Genomic DNA, 24724 nt, shown 5'->3' with positions numbered 1-24724 from the left:
GCTGCGGAAATCTCCTCGATCTCGAAAAGTCACATCGGGCGCATGAACAATGCGACGGACCCGGAAATGATGCCGTTGCACGCCGTTTACGCCCTGGAATCCGAATGCGGCGTGCAGGTCGTCACCTCGGCGATGGCAGAACTGCACGGCAAGCGGCTGGTCGAGCCGGAAAGCGAGCGCGGGGCCGATCACTGCCTTATCGCCGCCTATTCCGACATGGTGCGAAAGGCGGGCGACCTGATTTCGGGCGGGGCAGTTGCGATTGCCGATCTCATGGTGACGCCAGCGGAAGCGACCAAGATGGACCGGGACGCGGCGGAACTGGAAATCGGGATTGCGGCGCTACGCAAGGCGCTCGCCAACGTGAAAGCACGCGGCGGGCAGAGGGTCGGCCTTCATGCTGTTGGAGGCGGACGATGAAGCCTCAAACTGATCACGCCATTGATGAATTGATGTCCCGCCCCTTGTCCGAACGTGCAAGGGGTTTTCTGCGTGAAGTGCAGTTTGCCGGCGGACGCGTCGAGATCGCAACTGGTCTTGGCCGTCGCCAGCTCGCTTTGGAGTGCCGCCGCTGTGGCTATGTCCACATCTCCCAAGACGAACGGACAGCAAAACTGACCGGCCTCGGGCAAGCCTACCTCAATCGATTGATGAGGGCTAACTGATGCCCGTCTATCAATCCGTAAAACTCCCCAAGCCCGGCCCGAACGCGCTAGCGCTCATCACGACAGCGGTTAGCGAAGGCGTCGTGAAGGCAACAGAGCCAAGACATGTGACGGCGGCAAACAATGCCGTTGGTAACCGCTATCTGAAACGCGACAAGCAAGACGCGAAAACCTACTATCCGACCGAGCGCGCCCGCGAAGTGCTGGCGATGCTGCAAGGCATAGCGGAACCGGGCGACTTGCCCATCACTGCGGATATCCCTCAAAATATGCCGGATATCCAACCTTCCGCCGATGCGTCTGGGCTGGTCGCAACCGTCGAGCGGGCGCGGGCGCTACTGGACGACGGCGATATCGTCAACGCTCGTATCGTAGCCTCGGTTGCATATGCCACGGCCAAGACGGCGGCGCAATTCGCCGAACAGATCGGCGCGACGGAAAAGCTGATCGCCAAGGCGCGGCGGATGCAGGCCGACGCACTGCTGATCGAAGCACGCGCGAAAATCCTGATCGCGGTCAAGTGGGATGAGGCGCAGGCTTCGGGGAAGGCGTCAAAAGGCGGTCGGCCCAAAACCGTTTCCGATGGAAACAGTTTTACGTCGGAGGAAACCGGCCTTTCCCGCAAGGAAATCCATGAAGCGCGCAAGCTGGCAGCGGCGGAACATCGCGAGCCGGGCATTGTCGAGCGTGCAATTCAGGCGCGGCTTTCTGCCGGGCTTGAGCCGACCCGCGCCAATCTTCGGGCGGCAGTGGGAACGGCGAGCGCCACGAAGGAAGCGCGCGGGCACAACCTTTATGAAACTCCACCGGAAGCGATGCATACGCTTCTTGCCCTCGAAACCTTCTCCACCACGGTGCTTGAGCCGGCCTGCGGTCGCGCGGCGATTGCCCGGATGCTTGAGCGGGCCGGCTACGGCGTCGTTCTCGCCGATCTGGTCGATTACGGCACGGCGGACCAGCACGGCGAATTGCAGGCGGTGCAAGACTTCCTGACTTCGCAGCCGGCGGAAGATGGTTCTTACGATATCGTGACGAATCCGCCCTATGGCGAGGTTCTAAACGGCTTTGTCGCCCATGCCCTACGGGTGTTCCGCCCGCGCAAGATGGCATTGTTGCTCAATCTCAATTTCCTTTGCGGCTTCGCCGACGATGACCGCAATTTCGCCATGGACGATTGCCCGCCGTCCCGCGTCTACATCTTTAAGCATCGCCTTCCGATGATGCACCGCGACGGATGGGATGGCGAAAAGGCCAGTAGCCGCATGAATACTGGCTGGTTCGTATGGGAGCTACAGGAAGACGGCACCTACGGCGACAAAGAGAAATGGATACCGACGCGACGCGTTGACTGGCAGGATTACATGCCCGCCGAAGCCGCGCAGACGGCGGAAAGCGAGGCGGCATGAGTGTGATTTTGCCAATCGTTGAGCTGCTTGCGGATTGCAAGACCGACGCCGAGCGCGCGCAATGGCTGTTTGCGTGCCCTTCCGCCGTTCTCTATCGCGAGGACGGCAGCATACGCGTCATTCTGCGCAAAGCGGGGCTTCAAGCGGGGATCGATTATCTCGACGTCGAGCTTTCGGCAATGCGTGCCGTTCGAGGCCCGTTCGGCGTGCTTGCCCCTACGATCAAAGAGTCGCGTGACGGCGCAACCCTGGAGCTGGCAAGGACTGTCGGCATGGTGAGGGCGATATGATCTTACGTCAAATCGTCCAGGCTGATCATCAAAGCGCCAGCAATTGCTTTCAATGCTTCGATCGATCCCGCCTTTTTGCCGGTCTCGATCTCGGACACGTAGGGCTGAGACAGTCCGGTTTTCTCGGCAAGCTCGGCCATCGTCATGCCGCGATGCTTGCGAAAGACACGTGCCGGGTTTTCGCCAGCGATCAGCGCCTTTACGACGCTGTCGGGCCAAGTTTCTTCGCCAGCGTCAATGCGTGCCTTGACGGCGCGGGCATCGACGATGTCGAGCAAATCTTCATAATCCGCTTCGGGCATGAGGACGTAGCCCTTGCCTTCGATAGTGATGCGATTGATCTCGCCCATGGTGGTCTCCTATTCCTTGTAGATATCGCCGCGCGGGCCGGCTTTGACAACCAATACCGTCATGGTCTGGTCATCGATGATGACGCGATCCTGACCGACGCGGATGCGGAAGAATTCGCTTCCCTGCAGTTTCTTCAGATCGACCGTTTCGCCATTCGCAAAAGCTTCGACCTTTGCAACGATAGCCGCTGCGCGCTTCGGCTGCATCTTGCGAAGGGCTTTCGTGGCGTCTTTGCTGTAGGCGATCTTTTTCATGAGTTTTATATAGCTATTTGCGATATTTCACGCAAGCGGAAATATCGCTATGGGCGATTAAATTTGCGATGTGAGGCTTCGCTATGAGCCAAGAATCTAACATCCGGCGCGGCGTGCGCAACTCGGGTTATGTCCCGATCCCGAACCGTGTCTTTGAAGATGATCGCCTTTCCATGGAAGCGCGCTGGCTGCTCGGCTATCTGCTTTCTAAGCCCGACAACTGGATCGTCGTTATCGGCGATATCATGAAGAAGGGCGGCTGCGGGCGCGACAAGGCACGCAAGATGATCGCGGAGCTTGTCGAGTTTGGCTATGCTGAACGCGAGCAAGGGCGCGCTGACGGCAAGTTCGGTGCATCCATGCTGGTCATCTTTGACGAACCCCGCGCGTCCGCGTCGGATGATCAGTCCGGCCAGAACGAAAGTGTTGCATTTCTACCGCAGACTGAAATGCCGGCGCCGGTAAAACCGTCGCCGGTTTTACCGTCGCCGGCAAAAACGGCACATAGTAATAACTCATCTCTAGCAAATACTGATTATCAGCAAGAGAGAGATGCGCGCGACGAAGGTTCGGAAGAAAAGCCGGAAGCCGTCGAGCGTGCTTTCCGTCGCTGGTATGCCAAATGGCCGACGCGGGACAAGGACAGCGAATATGCTGGCCGGAAGGCGTGGCAGAAGCTTTCGCCAGAGCAGCGCGCCGAATGCATCGCCAAATCTCCGACCTACATCGAGCGTGCCGAGAAAGCCAAAATCTCGGTTCCATGGGCCGGCGCTTACTTGACCGGGCGCGATTGGGAAAAGCTTGAGGACCCGAAGTCGGACGTTGCTCTGCCAATCGTCCACAAGCCGTATTCGAGGGCATGGCACGCCGGACGTTGTGCCGAGTTGCTGAAACCCGCTTCGGCAACCATGCCAGCGTTGCCGCCGCTTCTGCGGTCGCTTGTGGCGCAAGGCGGCGAAAAGGCGGACGCGATCCTGCGGGACCGTCGCATCAAGCATGGCTGGCCGAAGGTCAACACCATGGATGAGCGCGTACAGGACCGTAAGGGGATGACAGTTGCTCCGAACGTCTTCCGCGTCTCCGAAGGTTTCGACAGCGTTGGCCGCACTGGCGAGTTGTGCGCGGCATGGGAGCGATTCTTTGCCAGAACCGGATTGCCATGGGTGCCAACGCCAGACGGGAACGTCGAACGTTTCTTTTTCCCGCCGGTCTCATCCGAAATCACCGACTTGGACGCGGCGGTTAGTGAGGCGTGGTCTGCATTTGAACGGCAAGTCAACGAGGGAATTTCCAATGATGCATAACGTCAAAACCTACGCCGCCTGCAGGACGGTTGATACCACCCTCTACGATGCATCGCAGTTCGACGCTGTGCTTGATCGTGTCGTGGCGCGGAAGCGAATCAAGGCGACCATGCTCTCCATGGCATCCGAATCGCACCCATCGTTCGCCAGCAAGGCGGCGTGGTTTGCGATCCAGACCCCTGACAATCGTGAGCTGGTTGTGAAAAAACTTCTGGATGACGAAAAAATTGTCACGGCATTTCCGATGGTGCCGGGACCTCGGACCTACAAACGCGGACGAGTTTCTGAGGGCGAGAAGACGCCTTTGCTCGCCGGGTATCTCCTCATCAAAATTGTTCCGTCGCCCGCTGCGTTCGTTGGCTTGCGCCAAGTAAAGGGCGTGGTCGATATCGTTGGCGGGTGTGAAAAGCCGTGGCGTGTATCACAGGAAGATGTGAGCCGATTCATCGCGTTGACGGATTTGGAATTACGCGCCGCGGCTGATTTGGAGTTCAGCCGGGGCGACCGTGTGCTCTTTGGCTTCGGTCCTTTTAAGGGGATTGAGGGAGTGATTGAGAAGCTCCACGCGACCCGCCTGCATCGCAACGACAGCCCGGCTATGCTGCATGCTGACATCACAGCTTGCGTTCATGGACAATGGCACAATCTCAAGCGTACCCCTCTTGCATTGCTCGAAAAGCTGTGACTAGAAAGGGTCAGGTTGATCTGATGATCTCGGTTAGCGTTTGACCCGCCCGACAAGAACGGGCCGGAAGTGAGGCAAGAGCCTCCGCGTGGGTAAACCAGTCAGACCCTGCTTGAATGGCCTCGTTGGAGGCATCGATTCAAGCCCGGTGCTACTGCATTGCAAAAATCATCATCATGTCGAAGGCGGTCCAGAGTGATCGCCTTTTCTGTTTCCCATAGGTAGGGCCTGCCGATGACCGCGCTATCCATGCAATGGGTTGACCGCAACCTGTCGGAGTACGGCAAGCGTATCGGTGCACTGAAAGAACGCTTCCCGAAAGTCTTGCCGCGCATCGTCAATCAGGTCGGCAATCGCGCCAAGACCGTTGTCATTCGCGAGTTGACCAAACAAACCGGCCTGCCGCGTGCGACCATCGTTAGAGCGATTGGCAACCCATCGGCGGCCCGGCCCGGCAAACTCTACTACGACATGACCACGCAAGGCGGGAACATTCGTTTGAAGTTTCTGCGCCCGAAGGAAACCCCGGCTGGCGTCGTGGCCCGACCATTCGGCAAGCCAACGCTCTACCCCGGATCGTTCATGCGGGGTGGCCTGTTCCCCGACCGCAAGGACGTTCCACGGTTCAACGGCCATGTCTTCTATCGGTTGAACCGGTCAGGAACGAAGATCACGTTCGCCCGCTCTGGCGTGTTTATCCCGAAAGAGATGACCACGGGCGCAACGTCTGCCGCCTTCCATCGGGTCGCGGCTCCATTGCTCAAGGAACGGGTCGAAGTCGCCTTGAACAAGCTGGTCCCCTGACAGGGGCCACCCGCTCGACCCCTCCGGGCCGGGCACCCCCACCCCCCCATTCAGGGACCGGTTAGACGACCTTTGCCATGGACGGGCCTGGGGGACTGCGGGATTTCGCCAGTAGCACTTTCGAAAAGCGGTACACGGATACACGTGCAGTACACGTGTTCATGCACGGATGGCACACATGGACGAAGATTGGATATCGATCACCGAAGCCGCCGCCCGCCTTACGCAGGTCGGCGACAAAATCGACCGATCATCACTATCGCGGTATCTCAAGCAACATTCCGAAGCTCTGCCGCTAAAGGCGGACGGCAAATCTAACCTTGTCGATTTTGTCGCTCTGATTGCCCATCGCAGCGAGAATGTCCGGCTCAAGACGCCAGCCGCATCGCTGCCTGCCATGGGAACCGGGCAGGCGTCGGTCCCTCCTATGATGGCTTCCCGTTTCAAAGGCACGCAATCCGATGGTGCCGCCCGTAAGTCGCAGGCGGAAGCCGAGCTGAAGGAAATGGACCTTGCGGAGCGTCGAAGCGAGTTGACCATCGTTGCGGAGGTCGATCAGGGCGGACGCGATGCAATCGCCCTGATGCAAAGCGCTTTCGAGCGCGCGATTGAAACCGAAGCTGCTGCCTTGTCCCTGAAATATGGATGGGATGAGCGCATGGCCCGTCTCGCGCTCAAAGGCTTTGCGAGGGAGGGCTTGAGTGTCTTCAACCGCGAAATCCTGAAAAGGCTCGACGGGATGCGGCGGCAAACCGAAGCCGGCGGCGATAATCGATATCACGAGACAGGGCAGGCTTTGCAGTGACCTTTCACGATGTTCGGGCACGGTTTCCAGCGCTGGCAAACGGCGCGGCGATCCTCTTCGGAGGTTTGGCCGCAGCGAGCCGTCCAGCGGAAGATTTGACGATCAGCGAGTTTGCCGACCGTCATCGCAAGGTTTCGCCGGAATCGGGTTCACCCTGGCCGGGCGATTTTCGTACCGACCGCGTGCCCTATCTTCGCGAGCCGCAAGATTGTTTGCACCCCGATCATCCGGCCCGGCGCGTGACATGCCGATGGGCGGCGCAGCTCGGAAAATCGACCGCAATCGAAAACTGGTTCTGCTTCATCGTGGATCAAGCGCCGGGATCTATGATGATCGTGCTGCCGACGCTCGAAGAGGCGACGAAGTTCAACCGCATCAAGCTACAGCCGACCATCGAAGCCTCAAAGCGCATCGCGCACAAGGTCTTGCCGGTCAACAGCCGTGATGAGCAGGGCAGCACAACGTCGTTCAAACGGTATGCCGGCGGCTTTTGCCAGATCGTCAATGCAGGCTCTTCCAAGGGTTTGCAGATGGTGTCCATCAAATATCTCGCCATGGACGAGGTGACCGGCTATCCCAAGGACGTGGACGGTCGCGGTAGCCCTCGCGATCAGGCCCGCGCCCGTCAGAAGATGTATGGCGATCTCGCGAAAGAGTGGCAGGGGTCCACGCCGGGCATAGCGGGTGAATGCGCGATCTCGGAAGATTTCGAAGGCGGCGACCAGCGTTACCGCTACGTTCCTTGCCCGCATTGCGACACCTACCAGCCGATCATTTTCGACATGATGCGCGGACCTGACAAAGAGCAAGGGCTACCGGTTCATGTTCGGTGCATGCGCTGCGATGGTGTGATCCTCGACGGCCATAAGCGCGAGATGGAAGAGCGGGCACACTGGATTGCCCGCCGCGTCCAAGAAGGCGACGAGCCGGTTCCGCTTGAGATTGCGGCGGACGAAATCGCTGATTGGATTTGTCCGCCCTGCGAGGGGCGCTGCCGCGATTGGCAACCGAGCTATCATTTATGGGCCGGTTACGCGGTACGCGAGAAATGGGCTGATATCTGGCAGCGCTGGACTGATGCGCAGGGTGATACGACCAAACTCAAAGCCTTCTATCAGCAGGATTTGGCAGAGCCGTACGATCCCGGCAGCACAACCGTCGAGTGGGAAAAGATCGTCAAGGCGGCGCGGGACCACATGGTCCCGACTGGCATCGTGCCGTCATGGGCGGCGTTGCTTGTCTCTGCTGCCGACGTTCAAGGGTACGGCATCAAGTGGGGCGTGTATGCCATCGGGCCGCGCGACCAATATTGCCTGATCGATCGTGAGATATTCGAAGGTTCGCCCGATCAGAGCGATGAGCCGTGGATAAAGCTGTCCGATGCTTTGAGCCGCACATACCCGACATCAGGCGGGCGCGAGAAGAGCATTGACCTGTCCGGCGTTGACTCCGGCTGGTCAACCGACCGCGTTTATCGCTTCTGCGTTGGCCGTCCGAACGTCATTCCGTTGGACGGTCGCGAGCCGGTCGGCCTGCCATGGCTTGGCACTCCGGTAAAGAAGGATGTCAAAGACCATCGGAAGCGGGTCATTGCCAAGGTCTTGCTCTATCCGGTCGGCCTCTATGACGTGAAAACCGCCGTCACTGCGGCGCTTGCCAATCTCGTCCAAGGTGCTAGCGAGGCCGGGCAATGGCCTCGTGGAACGATCCATTTCGCAGGTAATCTCTGCGATGAGGATTTTGCCAAGGAACTCACCGCTGAATGCTTGGTAGACGAGGAAGAGGAAGCCCGGACCAGTCTCAAGCGAAGGTCGAAGCGGCTGGTAAACCCGAAGGCCGGACGGAAGTGGAAGAAGATCAACGGTCGCATGAACGACTGGTTTGACGTGACCGTCTATTCCTATGCCCTCGGCTGGCATCTTCAAAACAAACGCAAACTCACACTCGACCGGTGGGCCGACTTGATACGCGAGCTGCATGGCGAACCGGAACAGGCTAACGACCTGTTTGACCTGGCCGACTTAAGCCCGTTCGGCAAGCAACAGCAAAAGCCGTCTCCACCATCTGGAAAACCGCGTCAGCGCAAGCGTTGGGGGTCATACTCATGATTGAAAGCAAACCTCGGATGCGGGTGAAGGCAAATTCGGTGCGGGTTGAGATGCCCGCGCCGCAGTCTGCGCCATCGCGCAAAATGACGGCGCGATACCTTCGTGGTGATCGGGCCGGCACGCTTAGCATGCGTCGAGCGGTCACGCGCGATGCAAGGCTCGATGTCCGGGAAGCAGCGGAACGTGCCTCTGCATTGGCCTTTGACTTCATGCAGAATAGCGGCTGGATATCGGGTGCTATTCAGCAGATCGTCACCGATACCATCGGCGAAGAGCTTAAACTTGCCTGCCTCGCGCAGCTCGAATCCTTCGGCTACACAAAGAAGCAGGCGACCGCATGGTGTCGCCGGGTAGAGCGCGCATGGCGGCGCTGGGCGTGGAACCCTCGGGAATGCGATCTCGCGGGCAAGGCGACCATCGCCGATATGGCGGAAGCCGCGTTGCTTAGCTTCCTTGCGACCGGGGAGGCATTCGGCATTCTCGACAACGTGTCGTTGGAAAAACAACGTCGCCTCGGTTTGAAGTCCGGCACAAAAGTCTCTCTGATAGCCTCGCATCGTTGCCCTCGCAAAACAGAGGAAAGCGTCGGTCTCGATCAGGGCATCTACCACGACGAGGATAGCAGGGCGGTAGCCTATCGTTTTCGCGTGCGTGTTTCTGGCGTCGAGCAAGACCGAACCGTTGATGCTTCCGATGTGATCCATGTCATGGATCGTGCCGCGAACCTGAATAGCCCGCGTGGCATTTCGGTCATCGCCGCCGCTTTGAAGGTTATCGCGCAGTCGGATCAATTGGCCGATGCCACCTTGGCGACGGCGTTGATGCAGACGATTTTCGCGGCAACGATCAAAAGCCCGGAGCCGAGCGAAACCGCGTTTCAGGCCATACAGACGCTGAACGACATCGAAGCGCCTGCCGGCTATGATGGCGACTGGCCGGAGTTCATCGGCGGGTTGCAGCAAGATTTGCTCGACGTTTGGGACCATCGCATCGGTGCCTTGAAGGAAAAGGGCGTCTCGATGTCCGATTCCGCGCGCATCAATCATCTCGGTCCCGGTGAAGAATTCCAGATGCACACGGCAGCAACGCCGGGTTCGCAATATCTGCCGTTCTTCCAAAATCTCTTGAAGGAAGTCGCCCGTTGCCTCGGTATCACATACGAGGCTTTGGCGATGGATCATTCCAACGCCTCTTACTCATCTGTCCGAATGGCGGTCGCCAGCATCTGGCCGATTGTCTTGCGTCGTCGCACTCGCATCGTAGCACCATTCTTGCAGGGCATCTTTGAGCGCTGGCTAGATGAGATGATCTTTCGCGGCGTCATTCCCTTCAAGGGCGGCTATGCTGCTTTCAGTCGAGACAGAGAAAGCGTCTTTCAGACGGAATGGAGCGGTCCCGCCGCGCCGTCAGCCGACGATTACAAAGCCGCCCTGGCTGCCAAGATCAGGCTCGAAACAGGCCTTTCCACCTACCACGACGAATGTGCTCTTGCCGGCAAGAATGGCGAGGAACAGATCGTCCAGCTCGGGCGCGAAAAGAAGATGTTCGAGGACGAAGGCGTCCCGCATCCGTTTGGCCGGTCGCAGGGTGGCGGCGGTCCACTTGGGGCCGCAGCCGTTGGAAACCGAGACCCGGCGAAGGAGGCTGCTTGATGGCTGATGATGCCGACCCGCTGAAAATCGATTGGTGTGCCCGCGCGGTGAAATTGCGCCGCGTGGAAGAGGCGTTGCTCTCCGGCGAGATGGTCACGGAAGCGCGCTTCGGTGAAGACATGTCCCGCTATGCCAATGCCTCGTTGGCAGAAGTGCAACGGGCTTTGAATGAGGCCATCCGCAATTGTCAGATTGCGAGAGGCGAGAAACCAGCGCGAACCCGATACGCGATCAGCGGTCGCATGCGCCCCTACTGAGGTCACGGAAATGGCTGCTATTGTTGAAGACGGAAAGCTACGGCTTTCCGGCTATGTCGGCGATTATTACTTTGAGGACGGCTTTACCTCGGCTGATGTCGTCTTTGCTCTGTCGCAGATCGAGGCCGACGCGGAGCTTGCCGTCCACATCAATTCCGGTGGCGGCATCGCGACCGAAGGTGCTGCCATTCACGCATTGCTGTCGGCGCGACCCGGTGTGACCAATGTGGTTGTTGAAGGGATTGCGGCATCTGCCGCGTCTCTCATCGCCATGGCAGGCCACACCGTCACCATGTCGGCGGGCGCGGTGATGATGATCCACGACCCCAGCGGATACACCTTCGGCAATTCCGACGATCACAGCAAAACCATTGAAGCGCTTGAGGCGCTGGCGACTTCATACGCTCGTGTCTACGCCGCGAAGTCCGGCAAGACCGCCGACGAATGCCGGGACATCATGCGGGCCGAACGATGGCTGACGCCAGACGAAGCCGTCGCCGAAGGCTTTGCCAACGACACAACCGAAAGCAAGGCCAAAGCGGTCGCCGCCTTCGATTACCGGCTGTTCGCGCACGCTCCGAAGAGCCTCGTTGCGCTGTCGAAGGCCAAGAACTGGTCGATGACGGCCAGCCCCCCACCCAAAAATCAGAGTCCCACTTCCACCAAGGAGACAACCATGAACGACAAAGAGCGCGCGGAAAGCCTCGCATCCGAAAACGCCGGCCTGAAAGCGCAGATCGAAAAGTTGACGGCCTCGGCTGACGCAGCCGTGAAAGAGGATCGCGAGCGCCGCGCCGCGATCATGGCGCTCGATGAAGCCAAGGGACGCGAGGCGCTGGCGGAGCATCTGTTTTCGACCGGCCTTTCTGTCGATGCCGCCAAGGCAACCCTTTCCGTTGCGCCGAAAGCGGCCGATGCGGGCGAGCAGGAATATCAGCCGCCTCGCACCATGAATGCGCAGGGCCTCAATCGCGAGCCGCTGGCCGGCAAGCCGCAGGCGAAATCGGGCCTTTCGGCTCGGATCGATGCCCGCGTGCAACGCGCCAAGGCATAGCCGGCCCGGCTGACTAGCATCTCATCTGCAACACATCTTCCGTGAAAGGAAACGAACATGGGCATTCTGCCTGTTATGAAATTCCAGCAGACGCCGGGCATGTCCACGCTGCTGAAAAAAGAAGTCGATACCGAGATTTGCCGTAGCGTCGGCACCTTGCTTGCCGGCGAGGTTGCTGCCCGCTCGCTGAAAATGGGACAGCTCGTCGGCAAGATCGCCGGCACCGAGCAGGCTCCTGCCGGCGCGAAGCTCGGCAAGCTGGTGGCGTGGAACCCGACCGCGACGGATGGCAGCCAGATCGTCCAGGGTGTTTGCCTCAAGGATTGCGAAGCCGCGGTAGGTGCCGATCTCGTTGGCGGTGTTCTCTACTCTCGCCGGCTCTCCGTTCTCAATCGCGCCGCCATCCTGTGGCCTGCCGATGCGACCGACGCCCAAAAGGCCGCGGCACTCGACGATATCGAAGAGCGCCTTGGGCTGATCGTCCGCGCCTAACCCATCCCCCATTAATCGCCGGAATTTCCGTCTCGCGCTCGCGGGGAGGGGTTCCCACGCCTATCAGGATACAAGGATCCAATCCGCCATGCCGGAAATCATTTTGCCCTACTCGAATGTTGATCTCACGACGGAGGTCAACAAGCTGCCGAATACCTTCGGTCTTCTGAATGCGCTTGGCATCGCGCCGGGCGAGGCGAAGCGTTCTCGCCTCGTCCGTATCGACTATCGGGAAGGGCAGATTGTTGTCCTGTCCCATCGGGAACCGGGCGGTCCCGGCGAGATTACGGATGACGGTGTTCAAACCGGCATCATCCTGTCCATTCCGCATTTCACCCACTTCGAAAACATCCTTGTCGGCGACATTGACGGCCTCTTGGAGGTTGTGAACGGGCAGATTACGGACGTTTCGCTTGACGCCGAGCTGGAGCGTAAGCTCATCACCATCCGCAAAAACCATTCGATCACACGTGAGTTTTTGCGGCTCGGCATGTTGCGTGGCGAAATCAAGGACGGCAAGCTGCGGACGCTCTATAATCTTTACGATGTCTTCGGCGTCGAAAAGAAGGAAGTCGATTTCGCCCTGGGTACTGCTGGCACCGATGTTCGCCAGAAGTGCGAGGAAGTCAGCGACCATATCCTGTCCAACGTCAAGGGCGAGACGGTCGGCGGCGTGGAATCCGTCGTTGACAGCAAGTTTTTCGCCAAGCTGATTTCCCACGCCAAGGTCGAAAAGTACTGGCTACAGGCGCAGAATGCCTCCGTTCACACGCAGTTAGAGCGCCAGCGCCTCGGCGGCAATTGGGGTCGCGTCTTCGAGTTTGGCGATATCATCTGGCGCGAATACAAGGGCGGATTGCCGGTCAAGAGTAATGACGGCAGCATTTCCACCGTCAAGAATGTCGATGACAATTCGGGCACGGTCTATCCTTCCGGCACCCAATCGATGTTCCGCACCTTTGATGGTCCGGCCTACCACATCGACCGCGTCAATCAAGCTCCGACCGTCGATGAAGAAGGATCGATCTTCATTTCCACCAAGGAACTGGATCACGGGGTCGGCCTCGAACTGAAATCGCAGTCGAACATGCTCGCGATCTGCAAGCAGCCCGATTGCTTGGTGCAGGTCAAAACGAACTAACAGCCAACGTCATCCGGTCGCCATTGCGGCGACCGGATGCAGCCTTGGGAGATTGGGCATGCCTGTAGCGGCCAACTTTCACAGCGTCCGCGATGCGGTTGTTTCGGCGGTTGACGGCAAGTTTGCCGAAACAATCCGCTTGTCGCCGATGAGTGGCGGCGCGAGAGACCAGCAGAGGCCGCAAACCGAGATTGAGGCGGTCTTGCGCACGGGTGGCGAAAAATCCAGCTCCGTTGACGCTGCGAACCCGGCGGCTTGGCAATCCAAGATAGCAGCAGGAAAAGCCCTTCTCTACATCGATCGCACTCGATACCCGGATATCACTGTAAGAAAGCAGGACGCGGTTCGTGCCTTGGCTCGTCCTGGGCAACCTGTCTTCGAGGTCTCGCTTGTCGATGATCGCAATCACACTCGGCTGATTGTCGAGCTAGTTCACAAATAACAGATTTGGCGGGTGCTTATGTCGCTTGTACGTGTTGCATTGCGCATTGCAGCGGTCGAAGCCCTGAAAGGGCGGACGCTGGTGGATGGCAATGTGCTGGATAGCCAGATTGGCGCGCTCGACGTTGCGGCCAACGGTTTATTGCATACGCCGCAGGAAAGGCCGTTTGTCTCCGTCTATACAGACGACTCGAAGGTGACGAACGGGCTTGAGCTGCGTTCATTCACCAAAAGCGGTCATGTGGATATTGTTTTCGAGGCCGGCATAGCAACGCCACATGTCGTGACGGACGCGGACACAGACGAATCCGTCATTTACGAGGGCGTGGCGGCGACGGACGCGAATTTCGAGTTCCACCTTGATTTGACGATGCGGCAAATTGCGGACGCCTTGGCGGACCCGGAAAACGAATGGGCGGCAATCTTCAATAGCCTTATCCGCAGCTTTGAACAGTCGCAACGGTCGAGGGCGAGCGGCGATACCAACGGCGTCCGGCTGGCGGCGCATCAATTGAAACTGACCGTGGATGCGGTTGCCGATCCCGTTCGGGGCGTGGCGCTGAAAGATAGCTCGCCTCTGGCACTGTTCTTCGCGAAATGTGAGACGGACCTTGTTTCGCGGATGCCGGATATGGCTAGAAAGGTAGCGCTCATGCGTGCGCAGATCGCGGGCGATGCCAACGAACTGCAAGCCGCCATGCGACGGTATGGCATGGTCTTCGGCGAAGCCGATGCCATGTTGATGACGCCAGCTTTCGAGGTGCGGTGATGAGCGCTCTGGTTGATCAGCTCGCAGACATGCTTCACCGCATTGCCGAGCTTGAGCGGCGCAACCGCAATCGCCGCAGGAAAGGGACCGTCGCGGAAGTCAGCGACGACAAGAGTAAGTACCGGGTCAAGTTGTCTGACCAGAACGGCAAGCCCTACCTCACGCCATGGATAGGGGCACGGACCCTTGCGGCGGGTGGCGTCAAGGTGGACGTGCTCTATCAGGCCGGCGAGCAAGTCGATGTCGTTTCGGAAAACGGCGACATGACGGACGCGCAGATAGATTTCTCAACCTATAGCGCCGCCAACGCACGCGAGAACAAGGATATGCCGCTGCATATCAAGATCGGCAATACCGTCGTGGAAGCCTCGTCCGATCTGGTCAAGGTGACGGGCGCGACCGTCATCGTGGAATCGCCGAATGTACAGCTCGGCGGCGAGGGTGGTAAAAAGGTCGCCCGCATCGGCGATAGGGTAGATGTCGGAGCCGGCTCGTCAAAGGGGCTTTGGCCGATTGTCGAAGGTTCGTCCCGCGTCTTAGCCGCCGACTAGGAAGTAAGCGATTGGACGTGGAAGTCCGCTATTTCAGTAAACAGTGATAGGTGTCTTTCATGCATGCAAGTCCCATTGAATACCGCCCCTACGATGTAAGCTTTCTAAAGGCCCTAATGACTCCAGAGCACGCCAGATAACCTGAAAAATGCAATGAAAAGTAGAATCCAAAAATGAATAACGTAGATTTCGACACGAGTACAAAAAGATTATCGTGCGATCCCAGTGTATATAAGTCGATCTTTTCATGTATTCCATCGCAGGCGCATAAGAACATCGCCGCCGACATCAGCGATGTAAAAATAAACATCGGGATTGAAGTGAGGTTTCTTCTAGATGATATTTTGAAGAAAATACAAAATATTAGCCAAGTAAGTAGCAAAAAACTCAAAAGTGATCTATCGAAGAAAAATTCTGATGCCTGGGTATCGTTTAATATGCTGTTGTTACTGGAAACTTGAATGTATGCATTAGGTGGCCACGCATAAAAAAATAAGTTCGATAGAAATACAATATAATCATGATGGACGATGATTGAGTTTACGGCACCAATCAGCAAGACATAAAATAGCAAGATGTATATAAGAAATTTATAACAAAAACTAAAGTATATTTCATCCGTTGCTGTCTTCATAACCTCACTTACCAATACCGAGCCCGTCATCCTTGATGAAATTAATGAGCATCAGCCCGCTTTGACGTAGGCTGTTAAGTTGCTGCGCCTTAAAGGGCTTCATCCCGTTCCAGACCATCCACCGCAGTAACCCTCATTGAAGTGGCAACCAAGAAGCGCACTCACAAAGAGCCGCGCCTTGAAACACGATTACCCGTGTTAGGCGCAGATCATCCGAATTTTGATCGGATTACAAGAGGCGTGATCTCATGCAGAAATTCAAGGTTCGCACCGGCTGCGAGATTGCCGGGCAATGGCGCATGTCCGGCGAAACCATATCGCTGACCGCCAAACAGGCTAGCGAGCTTGCGCCGCCATTTGGCGATGTCGTGTCGCCGGTCAATCCAGAAAGAGGTTCGGGCGATGCCGGATTCAACGGGTCTAAGCGCCGCAAGCGGCAAGTCTCTCAGTAATTGGGAGCACGTCCAGCAATCAATCCGCAAGATACTGAAGACGCCCAAGGGCTCGCGCATCATGCGCCGGACCTTCGGCAGTGATTTGCCCGATCTTGTAGACGGCAAGATGACCCGCCGAAACATACTCGCCGCCTATGCAGCTGCGGCGACGGCAATCCTCGCATGGGAACCACGTTATCGCATGACGGCGGGCCGGGTGACGCGAGCCGATGCGGACGGCTCGATCACGCTGGAAATCTTCGGAACCTATTACCCACGCGGCCATCGCGGCGACTACTCCATATCGGAGAGCGCAAGCGTCCGCGTCATCTACGGTGGGGCCTGACCATGGCAATCTACACGCCTGATATCATTGACGTTTCCCGCTTGCCGGAACCGGACGCGATTGAAAAGCTCGATTTCGAGACGATCCTTTCAGCCCGGATGTCCGATCTGGAAAAGCGGGCGGGACAGGCTGGTTATGAATACGACGTGGGCGATCTCGAAAGCGATCCGATCAAGATCGATCAGGAGGCCCACGCCTACCGCGAAATGCTAATGCGTGCCCGCGTCAATGACGGCCTGCGCTCGACGTTGCCGGCGTTTGCAAAGAATACCGATCTCGACCACGCTGTTTCGAAGGCCGGTGTTGAGCGCATTGTGACGTTGGACGAACACGGCAAGGTGATCTTTCGCGAAGAGGACGGCGCATTGTTGCGCCGCTATCTCGCGACCTTTTCCGCACCCGCCGCTGGTTCGGAGGACGGATACCTGGCTGCGGCCCTGAAGGCTTGGCCGCAGGCGCATGATATTCGCATCGTCAACGGTGGGGCTGGCAAGGTTCTCGTCTATCTGCTTGGTGCGGATGGGGTTCCGGCCCCCTTGGATGCGGTCTTTGCCGTCGCCAAGGCGCTCGACGCCAAGCATATCAGGCCACTCACGGACGATGTGACCGTTTCGGCGGCGGCTATCGACCGGTACGCCCTGGCTGGAAAACTCATTGTGCCGCGTGGTCCAGACCCCGCGCAGGTTGTTGCCGCTGCGATCAAAAGCGTCAAGGCGTTCGGCGATGCCCGCTATCATATCGGCGCGGAAATTCCCCGCGATGCACTGTTATCGGCGGCTTATGTCCCGAATGTCATCCGCATTGAAGGTGTCGGGTTTTCGGACATGCCGGCCCGCGCCAATGTCGCGCCGTATCTGACGGGCGTTAATCTGACGTTCGGGGTGCAATCATGATCCCGGCGCAAACACATTTGCTGCCGCCAAATTCGGAGCCGCTGGAAAAGGCGCTGGCTGCGGTCGGGGAGCGTACCGATGCAATCGGGATTGACTGGCAAGCCTACCTCGATCCACTGACGACGCCGGTTCACTTCCTGCCGGTTCTCGCGCATGCCTATTCTGTCGATATCTGGAATCCGAAATGGCCGGTCCATCATCAACGCCGCGTCATCGCCGATGCGATCTATCATCATCGGATCAAGGGCACGCTCGCCGGGCTTGAAGCCTATGCCGCCATCGTCGGAAGCGAGATCATTCGTACCATCCGGCCACCCGGCACGTTCTTTCTGTCCGGCGGCATGTCGGAAGAACAGCGGGCGGCGCTGTCTGATCGCATGCCGCAAATCCGCATCTACACGCGTGCACTGCGGTCTAGCGCCGGGAAGCGGCTGTTTCTTTCGGCGCGATCTTATTCGGCCCTTGGCGCGTCCTTCATCGCCGATAGCAAGGCAGCGGAGCGAACGCGCCCGCGTATTACCTTTGTCGAGCGTGGGATAGAACAGCCTATCAACGTCGAAGAGATAACGGATATCATTCCGGGCCTCGGTTATGCCCTATACGAGCGGGCCTTGCTGCGGCGTCCACGTCGGCGCTCTGTTACCTATCTCGGTAAAAGCTTGCGCTTTTTGGTGTCGCTCGATCACAACCGATCGGTGGCGGCGTTCAGGCGGGCGGGCGGTGCGCCCTCGGTCATTCGCTATGGGATGCGCCCTGCGACTGTCCAGCCGGAAGCCGAGTACATGCCAGCAAAGGCAGGCCGGGCGGCATTCTTCGGGCGACCCCTGCACCGTCGATACTGGTCGGACATGCGATCCGAGACGCGGGTGTTTGAACGCATCGTCATTTGGGACCCGGAAATGGTCCCGCGCCGCCGTGGTGCCTCGTACTTGGGTGTCAGCCGCTTCGGTGTCGCGCCATTCACCGCCGAACTGGTCGTGCATGTGCCGTCCATCAAGCCCCGCCGCGCGCTCTTGGTAGGCGGTTTCTTCGGAAGCTTCTTTGCTGCCTCGGACGGCGAGAAATATCGCGAAACCCTACGAGCTTTGCGCGCCGCGAAATCGGCGCGAGACACGATCCTCATCAACACGAAAACCTATCGCAGCCCGCAGGCGGGCCAGCTCATCGTTGCTGGCACGCCCTTCATTGCTGGCCGTCTACTCAGGAGCTGACATATGCTGAAAACAGTGCCGTTTCAGGATCGCATGGAGGCGCGTCATAGCGACCTTAACGCTATCCAGTCGTCAACCCGCGCGACATTTGACACGCTGGTAAAGGATGCGGTGACGGCGGACGCGCCCGGCTATGCCGGCTTCACCGTCACCAAAAACAGCGCAACCGAATTGCAGGTTGCCGGCGGTCGGATTTACCGGCCCGATGGCGCGATCTTCGAAATGGCGCAGGCATCCACCCGCAATATCGTCTCGATCCTGCCTTCTGCGACCAAGCGGCTGGTTGCCGTGATCGCCTACGGGCAGGAGGAAGACAGCCGCAACGAGACCCGCGACTTTCTCGTTGATCTGGAAAGCGACACGACCGAACCGCGCATGATGGTCGTGGAACGCCAGCGCGCCGCCAAGATTGACCTCATTCCGGGGCAAGAAAGCGCGACACTGCCTCGGCCTGTTGTCGATCAGTCGCTTATCGTCATTGCCTGGGTGACGCTGAACACGACCGGTATCGAGGCGATAGCGATGGAAGGGGCCAATGCGCTTCCGTCTGTCACGCGCAATGACAAGCGTATTCGCTCGCTCGAAGTCTGGCGCGACCAGATCGAACCGCGCATCAACACGATTGCCAGCGATATCACCGCGCTCAAAAAGGGCATGGCGGGCATGGCCGGGTCCGGCGAGCTGATCAACGTCATGCGCGATATCGCCCGCCTGAAAGAGAAAATGGAGATACCGGACGATGCCTCGGATTGGGCGTCGGATCGTTATCTAACCGACAATGAAACTGACAAAGACAACATCGATCTTCTTTGCCTTGTCGAAGAGGGCGTGCGCTTTTCGCATGAGAACCGGAACGAAACGCAGATTTCGCTCTATAACCCGCTCGATCTCAATGCCTATGTGCCGGGGAATGGCCTGTTGCTGCCGGCGATCTCTGGGCGGGAAATCCGTCTGGCTTCATCGGCGGGCGCTGTCGATGGTTCGATTGCCATCGCTCAGTACGGTTTCCAGACCCACGAGATGAAACAGATGTCTGTGGCACGGTCGCGCCTGCGCTATGGGCCGGCCTATAACGTCTGCAACAATTCGCAGTGGTGGGCCGATGGCGTCTATGACAGCGCCACCAACACGTTCAAGAGGAACGGCGAAACCTTCCTCGTTACGGGCACGCAGATTCTCGATAACGTCTACGGACAATCGTGGTGGGACCCGCTGAATGCCCATACGCTGCTGCGCGTTCAGCAGTTTTGGGAAGACGAGTGGAACGATAATTATTGGGTGGCGCAGGTCACCGACCGCACGGTGTCCGGCGCGCAGATCGCGCAGACCATCCTCAATTCGCAGGATGGTTGGTTGTCCGGTCTGAAGCTTCGTTTCGCCGAAAAGGGGGCGGACGGCGATGTCCATATTTCCATCGCCTACGCCACGGCGAGCGGTTCGCCCGATCCGGCGCATCTCGTGACGCATGTCACGATCCCATATGCCGATATCAAGGTTGCGCCGAACGATACCTATGTCACCATTCCGCCGGTGTTCTTGGAAGCCGGGCAGCGCTACGCGCTGATCGTGACCACGCTCGGCAATCACAAGGTCGCGGTCGTTGACAGTAACAAGTATGCGCAAGGCACGCTGTTCTACTCGACAGACGGCGCATATTATCAGGGCGATCTAACGCGGGACCTGTATTTCCAGATGGAATATCTGGTCTTCAAGGCGTCTCGCGTGGAAATCGAATTGGCGGCGCTGACCCTTTCGGGTGGCATTGCTTCTATCGATATCCTTGCCGGCACGATCAAGCCGAAGTCCTGCGCGATTGAGCATCAAGTGATGATCAACGGCGCGTGGAAGCCGTTGAACGTTTTGACGCCCAATCTGCTTGTGGGATTGCCGCCGCTGCTCCGCCATCGTGTCGTGATGACCGGCACGAATGCGGTCGCGCCTGCTTTGGAGATACCGAGCAGCCGCATTCGCATCTGGCGACAGCGGACCACGTTGAAGCACATTTCGACGCGCCGCACGCTGGCGACTTCGGCGACGACCATCACCGTGCAGCTCATTATTGCCAAGTTCGAGGCGGACCGACACACCATCGCGGTCAAGCTGCGCAAGGATGACAATACGCTGATCGCAAGCAGTGGCTTTGTGGATGAGCCGATCGATCCCGGTCGCTTCCGCCGCACCTACAGCTTTGCGGCAACGCCTGCGATCAACGCCTACAAAATCCAGATCGAGGGCACGACGAATAACGCCCTCGTTCCCTTCCACGTCGAAGAGCGCGTTGACGTAGCGCTCTAACTCCCTGGAGACGAAAACATGCCTGCCAAAAGCACTACGCCGGCCTTCAAGCCGGACGCGGACTATCGCGTCCAAGTCGCAACCGTCCGCAAGGTCGCCGGGCTGATCATACGCCCAAGCCAAGGCGGCACCATCAAGGGGGTTCTCGCCGAACAGATCAAGGATGACATCCTCTCTTTCGAGGAAGTCGCGCCAACGCAGGAGTAACCGGTCATGCGCCGACTGAATCAATATCAAATCAGGGTCGGCGACGATCTCGGCGACCCTGACTACTGGAACCGACGCTTTGAAGATGTCGATTTGCGCCTTCACGGACAGGAAGAGATTGAAAAGGATTGGCGGTCGGCTGTTCGGGAATTGCAGGAAAACGGGTTGAGACGGATCGATGAAGCCGTCTCGCCCCTGATTGCGCAGTTGCAGGAAGATCTGCAGCTTGGGGCGGTCTTCATTGCGGAAAGCAAATCTGCAATCGAAGTCAAGACCGGTCCATTGACCATCGGTATCAGCTCGGCGAACAAGCGCCGCTATTCCCCGGCGGCCTATTTGGCACTCGTGACCCGCGATGCGCCCTATGGCGTGATGCTCGGCCGGTTGATTTCCTATAATCGCGACACCGGCTCGCTTGCCGTCGATATCGAAAGAACCTTTGGTGCGGGCGATCCCATCCGCGCCAACTGGATCATCTCGGCGACCTCCCATATCGATTATCAGGCGGACCGGGTCTATCGCGAGGCCGGCGGCGGTCTCACGTCCACCACGGTCGAAGACGCGCTTCGTGAAGTCCTTTCCCTGACCGTGCCGAAAACGCGTTCGGTCACTGCCGGGACCGGATTGAAGGGCGGCGGCGAGATGGTCAGCGACCTCTCAATGTCGCTCGATCTCGCTTATACCGACGTCCGATATGTGAAGGCGCAGGACTATGACCGCCATCGGCATCTATGGTCGGAGATCGACAACAAGCCGACGACCCTTGGCGGCTATGGAATTGGTGACGCTCACACCAAAGCCGAAATCTTCAACCTCCTGACCGGCAAGCAGGACAAGCTTTCGTACAATGCCGAAGACAAGGCCAATAAGGGGAAGCCGGATGGTTATGCGCCGCTCGGCCCGGACGGCAAGATTGCCGGTGCTTTTCTTCCGGTCGATGGCAGTTTCCTTGGCGTCTACAATGCGGAGACAAACACGCCCGCCATTTCGTCGGGTTCGGGAAATCAGGGCGACTTTTGGGTTGTCTCCATTGCCGGATATGTAGTCGCGGACGATATCGGCGCGGTTGCAGCCGGCGACCAGTTGCGTCGTGGTCCGAGCCGCTGGGAGCTTGTGCCGACGTTCAATGCTGTTTCTTCGGTTGCGGGAAAAACGGGTGTTATCACCTTAAATGCCGGCGATATTTCCGATAGCGGAGCAACCGGTCGCGCGATCCTCAAGGCGGGGGATGCAGCGGCGGCAAAGGCCGCTCTGTCGCTTGCCGTCGCCGATCTATCGGATTTTTCGACCGCATGGACGGCTGCTTATGACGGGGTGACATCGGCCTACGGTCGCGCTCTTGTCGCCGCCGTCGATGCCAACGCGGCCCGTGTTTCGCTACAGCTCGGTTCCGCAGCCTTGCAGGCATCGACGGCATTTGCTGCCGCTGCCCATGTCGGAGCTGGCGGCGTTGGGGCACACCCTGACGCTACGGCGACGACCAGCGGCTTCATGTCGGCTGCCGACAAAACCAAGCTTGGCGGCGTTGCGGCGGGGGCAAACAACTACGTCCATCCCACGGGCGACGGCAACTTACATGTGCCGTCGACAGGAATTGGTAGCTCCAAAAAGGTGCTGACGGCCGGCGGTGCAGCCGGGTCGATGACCTGGAGCTTTGTGGACTTTGCCGACGTCGCCGGCAAGCCAGCAACGTTGTCGGGTTATGGCATTGCCGACGCCTATAGCACGGCCACAATTGACGCTCTGCTTGCGGCAAAACAGGCAAGTCTTGGCTATGTGGCCGAGAACATTGCCAACAAGGGAGCTGCCAACGGCTATGCTTCGCTCGATGGCGGTGGCAAAATCCCGGCCTCACAGCTGCCCGCGTCTGCAATCACCGATACCTTTGTTGTGGCAACGCAGGCTGCAATGTTGGCGCTCGGCGTGCAAAAGGGCGACGTTGCCATCCGAACCGATGTCAACAAGAGCTTCATCTTGCAGGCGGAGCCGGCCACGACGCTGGCGAACTGGCAGGAACTGCGCACGCCTACGGACGTGGTGCAATCTGTCGCTGGCCGGCAAGGCGCTGTCACGCTGACATCGGCAGACCTGACGGATGCGAGCGCGCCGGGCAGGGCATTGCTGACTGCCGCGAACAATGCCGCGCAGCGTACTGCCCTGGGCTTGGGGAACGTCAACGATACCTCGGATGCGGCAAAGCCGGTTTCGAACGCCATGCAAGCGGCGCTCAATCAAAAGTCGGATACCGGGCACAAACACGCAATAGCAGACATAGCTAACCTGCAAACGACCTTGGACACAAAGCAGGCGGCTCTTGGTTACGCTCCTGTCAACAGAGCGGGCGATCTTATGACCGGCAGTCTTGAAATCAAACAGGACGAGCCGTCATTCTGGCTTCACCGGCCTAATGTGAAGCGTGGTCGGTTCGGTATCGATAGCACGGGCACTCTGTTCTGGATGGACCAAAGCGGACAGGCCCACTTCTACGTGACGAGTGGCGGTGTCGTTTGGACGCAGCAACTGGGGGACCTGAATCAGCGGATCGAGGATCGAGCCAATTATTGGGGGGCCGCCCATGGCGCGAACTGCGTCACCGACGCTCGCGCTGCTGGATACATTGAGGTTGCTGTCAAAACCGGCTCGTCTGGCGGAGGCGATAGCAACAATGGCGGCTATTTCCTTTGCAGGGCCTATAAGTCCGGCGTCGAGCAACTGACCTTTGGCAGCAGACAACTGCAACTCTACATTCAAAATCGCGGCTGGTTTGCCGCCTTCGCATTCTAAGGATTGCCGATGCACGAATTCGGAAAACTCACGGCGAGAGCCGAGACCGTTGAACATGAGGGCGGGCAGGCGGTTCGAATTTATGCCTTCTACGATGCCGACAACATCGAATGGCATGAGCTTTACAGGTCGCAACCGCCCTTCGATTTCTATCTTGCCGTGGACGATAGCGGCTACATTGTTTCAATGGAGCCGGACCCTGAACATTCGCAGATTCCGGATTACAGGATTATCGGCATTAGCGCGGTCGAGGCGGGCGGGTTTACCCGTGGTCCCGGCGGCACGGTCTACGGAATGAAATGGACCGGCACGAAGATCGTCAATCCGGTCGATCTCATGACGGCGGAGGAGAGGCGAGCAGCCATGCCCGCTCTCACCCCCCGACAGTTCCGTGACGCCCTGATAGACAACGACATCATGCCGGACGAGGTGACTGCGGCTATCAACCAAATCACCGATCTCAAGGCGCGTGCGAAGGCGCTCAATGCCTGGGAATATCCGTCCGAGTTTCTGCGGACGGACCAACTGCTTGAGCAGATCGGGGCTTCGTTCAGTCTTTCCCCGGATGCAATTGATGCCATGTGGACCGCAGCGACACAGCGATAGAACGCTCGTGATCTAGTTCGGAAACTCGCTGTGCTGGTCGAGCGCTTGCAGAAGGCCGATCAGAGATTCAGCCCAATACCACGGCATATTTTGCAGCACCATGCCGCCTCTCTCGACCACTTCGAATGTCTTCGCGTCGAGGATCGCAAAGGTGCCGTCTTCATCTTCGTGAATGGCGTATCGTTCCAGCATATCGGCAAATTAGCTCGAAAAGGCTGAGGGCGGAAGTAGAATATCGACCGATAACACAGCCCGCCGCGCTTCGGCGTGCTGCTTCCTCGTGGC

Annotated in this window: 28 protein-coding genes; 25 read left to right on the top strand and 3 right to left on the bottom strand. The window is 58.5% G+C overall.

What is annotated here, in order from left to right; all coding sequences use genetic code 11:
- From GA0061101_RS23670 to GA0061101_RS23655, 4 genes are all read left to right on the top strand, one after another.
- The coding region (locus tag GA0061101_RS23670; RefSeq protein ID WP_092575198.1) for a hypothetical protein at positions 1-420 on the top strand (420 nt) is incomplete at its 5' end.
- The gene (locus GA0061101_RS23665) at positions 417-665 is read left to right on the top strand and encodes a hypothetical protein (RefSeq protein ID WP_092575178.1); all 249 of its coding nucleotides are present in this window, start codon (positions 417-419) and stop codon (positions 663-665) included. The genes GA0061101_RS23670 and GA0061101_RS23665, both read left to right, overlap by 4 nt.
- Complete coding sequence (locus GA0061101_RS23660; protein WP_167669590.1) at positions 665-2071, top strand: TRM11 family methyltransferase; 1407 nt, start codon at positions 665-667, stop codon at positions 2069-2071. Before GA0061101_RS23665 ends, GA0061101_RS23660 begins: the two co-directional genes overlap by 1 nt.
- Entirely contained in the window at positions 2068-2361 is a 294-nt protein-coding gene (locus GA0061101_RS23655) for a hypothetical protein (protein ID WP_092575176.1), read from the top strand. Before GA0061101_RS23660 ends, GA0061101_RS23655 begins: the two co-directional genes overlap by 4 nt.
- A gap of 2 nt (positions 2362-2363) precedes the next feature.
- On the opposite strand, the gene GA0061101_RS23650 is transcribed toward GA0061101_RS23655, so the two are convergent.
- The gene (locus GA0061101_RS23650; protein WP_092575175.1) at positions 2364-2711 is read right to left on the bottom strand and encodes a helix-turn-helix domain-containing protein; all 348 of its coding nucleotides are present in this window, start codon (positions 2709-2711) and stop codon (positions 2364-2366) included.
- Positions 2712-2720: 9 nt separating this feature from the next.
- Positions 2721-2966: a type II toxin-antitoxin system RelE family toxin gene (locus GA0061101_RS23645; RefSeq protein WP_092575173.1), complete on the bottom strand. Its 246-nt coding sequence runs from the start codon at positions 2964-2966 to the stop codon at positions 2721-2723.
- A gap of 173 nt (positions 2967-3139) precedes the next feature.
- On the opposite strand from GA0061101_RS23645, the gene GA0061101_RS23640 reads away from it, so the two are divergent.
- From GA0061101_RS23640 to GA0061101_RS23535, 21 genes are all read left to right on the top strand, one after another.
- Positions 3140-4270 (top strand): helix-turn-helix domain-containing protein, encoded by a 1131-nt coding sequence (locus tag GA0061101_RS23640; protein WP_245297557.1) that lies wholly within the window; start codon positions 3140-3142, stop codon positions 4268-4270.
- Positions 4260-4955 carry a transcription termination/antitermination protein NusG gene (gene nusG / locus GA0061101_RS23635; RefSeq protein ID WP_092575169.1) on the top strand — a complete coding sequence of 232 codons (696 nt, stop codon included), beginning with the start codon at positions 4260-4262 and terminating at the stop codon, positions 4953-4955. Before GA0061101_RS23640 ends, nusG begins: the two co-directional genes overlap by 11 nt.
- Positions 4956-5189: 234 nt before the next feature.
- On the top strand, positions 5190-5759 hold the full coding sequence (locus GA0061101_RS23630; RefSeq protein WP_092575168.1) for a hypothetical protein: 570 nt from the start codon (positions 5190-5192) through the stop codon (positions 5757-5759).
- 178 nt (positions 5760-5937) lie between these two features.
- The gene (locus tag GA0061101_RS23625) at positions 5938-6564 is read left to right on the top strand and encodes a hypothetical protein (RefSeq protein WP_092575166.1); all 627 of its coding nucleotides are present in this window, start codon (positions 5938-5940) and stop codon (positions 6562-6564) included.
- A complete protein-coding gene (locus GA0061101_RS23620) occupies positions 6561-8672 on the top strand; it encodes a terminase gpA endonuclease subunit (protein WP_092575164.1) in 2112 nt (703 codons plus the stop codon). Before GA0061101_RS23625 ends, GA0061101_RS23620 begins: the two co-directional genes overlap by 4 nt.
- Before the next feature lie 128 nt (positions 8673-8800).
- Positions 8801-10324: a phage portal protein gene (locus tag GA0061101_RS23615; RefSeq protein WP_245297556.1), complete on the top strand. Its 1524-nt coding sequence runs from the start codon at positions 8801-8803 to the stop codon at positions 10322-10324.
- Positions 10324-10581 carry a hypothetical protein gene (locus GA0061101_RS23610; protein WP_092575163.1) on the top strand — a complete coding sequence of 86 codons (258 nt, stop codon included), beginning with the start codon at positions 10324-10326 and terminating at the stop codon, positions 10579-10581. The genes GA0061101_RS23615 and GA0061101_RS23610 overlap by 1 nt, the downstream gene beginning before the upstream one ends.
- A 10-nt stretch (positions 10582-10591) precedes the next feature.
- Entirely contained in the window at positions 10592-11635 is a 1044-nt protein-coding gene (locus tag GA0061101_RS23605) for a head maturation protease, ClpP-related (RefSeq protein ID WP_092575161.1), read from the top strand.
- 57 nt (positions 11636-11692) lie between these two features.
- Positions 11693-12127, top strand: coding sequence for a head decoration protein (locus tag GA0061101_RS23600; RefSeq protein WP_092575160.1), 435 nt, complete (start codon positions 11693-11695; stop codon positions 12125-12127).
- An 88-nt stretch (positions 12128-12215) separates the two neighbouring features.
- Positions 12216-13268, top strand: coding sequence for a major capsid protein (locus GA0061101_RS23595; RefSeq protein WP_092575158.1), 1053 nt, complete (start codon positions 12216-12218; stop codon positions 13266-13268).
- A 58-nt stretch (positions 13269-13326) separates the two neighbouring features.
- A complete protein-coding gene (locus GA0061101_RS23590) occupies positions 13327-13710 on the top strand; it encodes a hypothetical protein (protein ID WP_092575156.1) in 384 nt (127 codons plus the stop codon).
- Between the two features lie 39 nt (positions 13711-13749).
- Complete coding sequence (locus tag GA0061101_RS23585) at positions 13750-14478, top strand: hypothetical protein (protein ID WP_245297555.1); 729 nt, start codon at positions 13750-13752, stop codon at positions 14476-14478.
- Positions 14478-15029: a phage baseplate assembly protein V gene (locus tag GA0061101_RS23580; RefSeq protein WP_092575152.1), complete on the top strand. Its 552-nt coding sequence runs from the start codon at positions 14478-14480 to the stop codon at positions 15027-15029. Before GA0061101_RS23585 ends, GA0061101_RS23580 begins: the two co-directional genes overlap by 1 nt.
- Before the next feature lie 882 nt (positions 15030-15911).
- Complete coding sequence (locus GA0061101_RS23570; protein WP_092575148.1) at positions 15912-16115, top strand: hypothetical protein; 204 nt, start codon at positions 15912-15914, stop codon at positions 16113-16115.
- On the top strand, positions 16066-16443 hold the full coding sequence (locus GA0061101_RS23565; RefSeq protein WP_092575147.1) for a GPW/gp25 family protein: 378 nt from the start codon (positions 16066-16068) through the stop codon (positions 16441-16443). Before GA0061101_RS23570 ends, GA0061101_RS23565 begins: the two co-directional genes overlap by 50 nt.
- A gap of 2 nt (positions 16444-16445) precedes the next feature.
- A complete protein-coding gene (locus tag GA0061101_RS23560; RefSeq protein WP_092575145.1) occupies positions 16446-17336 on the top strand; it encodes a baseplate J/gp47 family protein in 891 nt (296 codons plus the stop codon).
- Complete coding sequence (locus GA0061101_RS23555; RefSeq protein WP_092575143.1) at positions 17333-18547, top strand: phage tail protein I; 1215 nt, start codon at positions 17333-17335, stop codon at positions 18545-18547. The genes GA0061101_RS23560 and GA0061101_RS23555 overlap by 4 nt, the downstream gene beginning before the upstream one ends.
- Before the next feature lie 3 nt (positions 18548-18550).
- Complete coding sequence (locus GA0061101_RS23550; protein ID WP_092575141.1) at positions 18551-20842, top strand: hypothetical protein; 2292 nt, start codon at positions 18551-18553, stop codon at positions 20840-20842.
- An 18-nt stretch (positions 20843-20860) separates the two neighbouring features.
- Positions 20861-21049 (top strand): hypothetical protein, encoded by a 189-nt coding sequence (locus GA0061101_RS23545; RefSeq protein WP_092575139.1) that lies wholly within the window; start codon positions 20861-20863, stop codon positions 21047-21049.
- A 6-nt stretch (positions 21050-21055) separates the two neighbouring features.
- Entirely contained in the window at positions 21056-23833 is a 2778-nt protein-coding gene (locus GA0061101_RS23540; protein WP_092575136.1) for a phage tail fiber repeat family protein, read from the top strand.
- A gap of 9 nt (positions 23834-23842) precedes the next feature.
- A complete protein-coding gene (locus tag GA0061101_RS23535) occupies positions 23843-24439 on the top strand; it encodes a hypothetical protein (protein WP_092575134.1) in 597 nt (198 codons plus the stop codon).
- A 12-nt stretch (positions 24440-24451) separates the two neighbouring features.
- On the opposite strand, the gene GA0061101_RS23530 is transcribed toward GA0061101_RS23535, so the two are convergent.
- Positions 24452-24631: a hypothetical protein gene (locus GA0061101_RS23530; protein WP_092575132.1), complete on the bottom strand. Its 180-nt coding sequence runs from the start codon at positions 24629-24631 to the stop codon at positions 24452-24454.
- Positions 24632-24724: the final 93 nt, after the last annotated feature.

Origin of the sequence: Martinezella lusitana (genome assembly GCF_900094565.1) — a bacterium.
GTDB classification, from domain to species: Bacteria; Pseudomonadota; Alphaproteobacteria; order Rhizobiales; family Rhizobiaceae; genus Rhizobium; species Rhizobium lusitanum.
The sequence above is the reverse complement of the archived record's forward strand: the minus strand, read 5'-3'. Positions and strand labels throughout refer to the sequence as shown.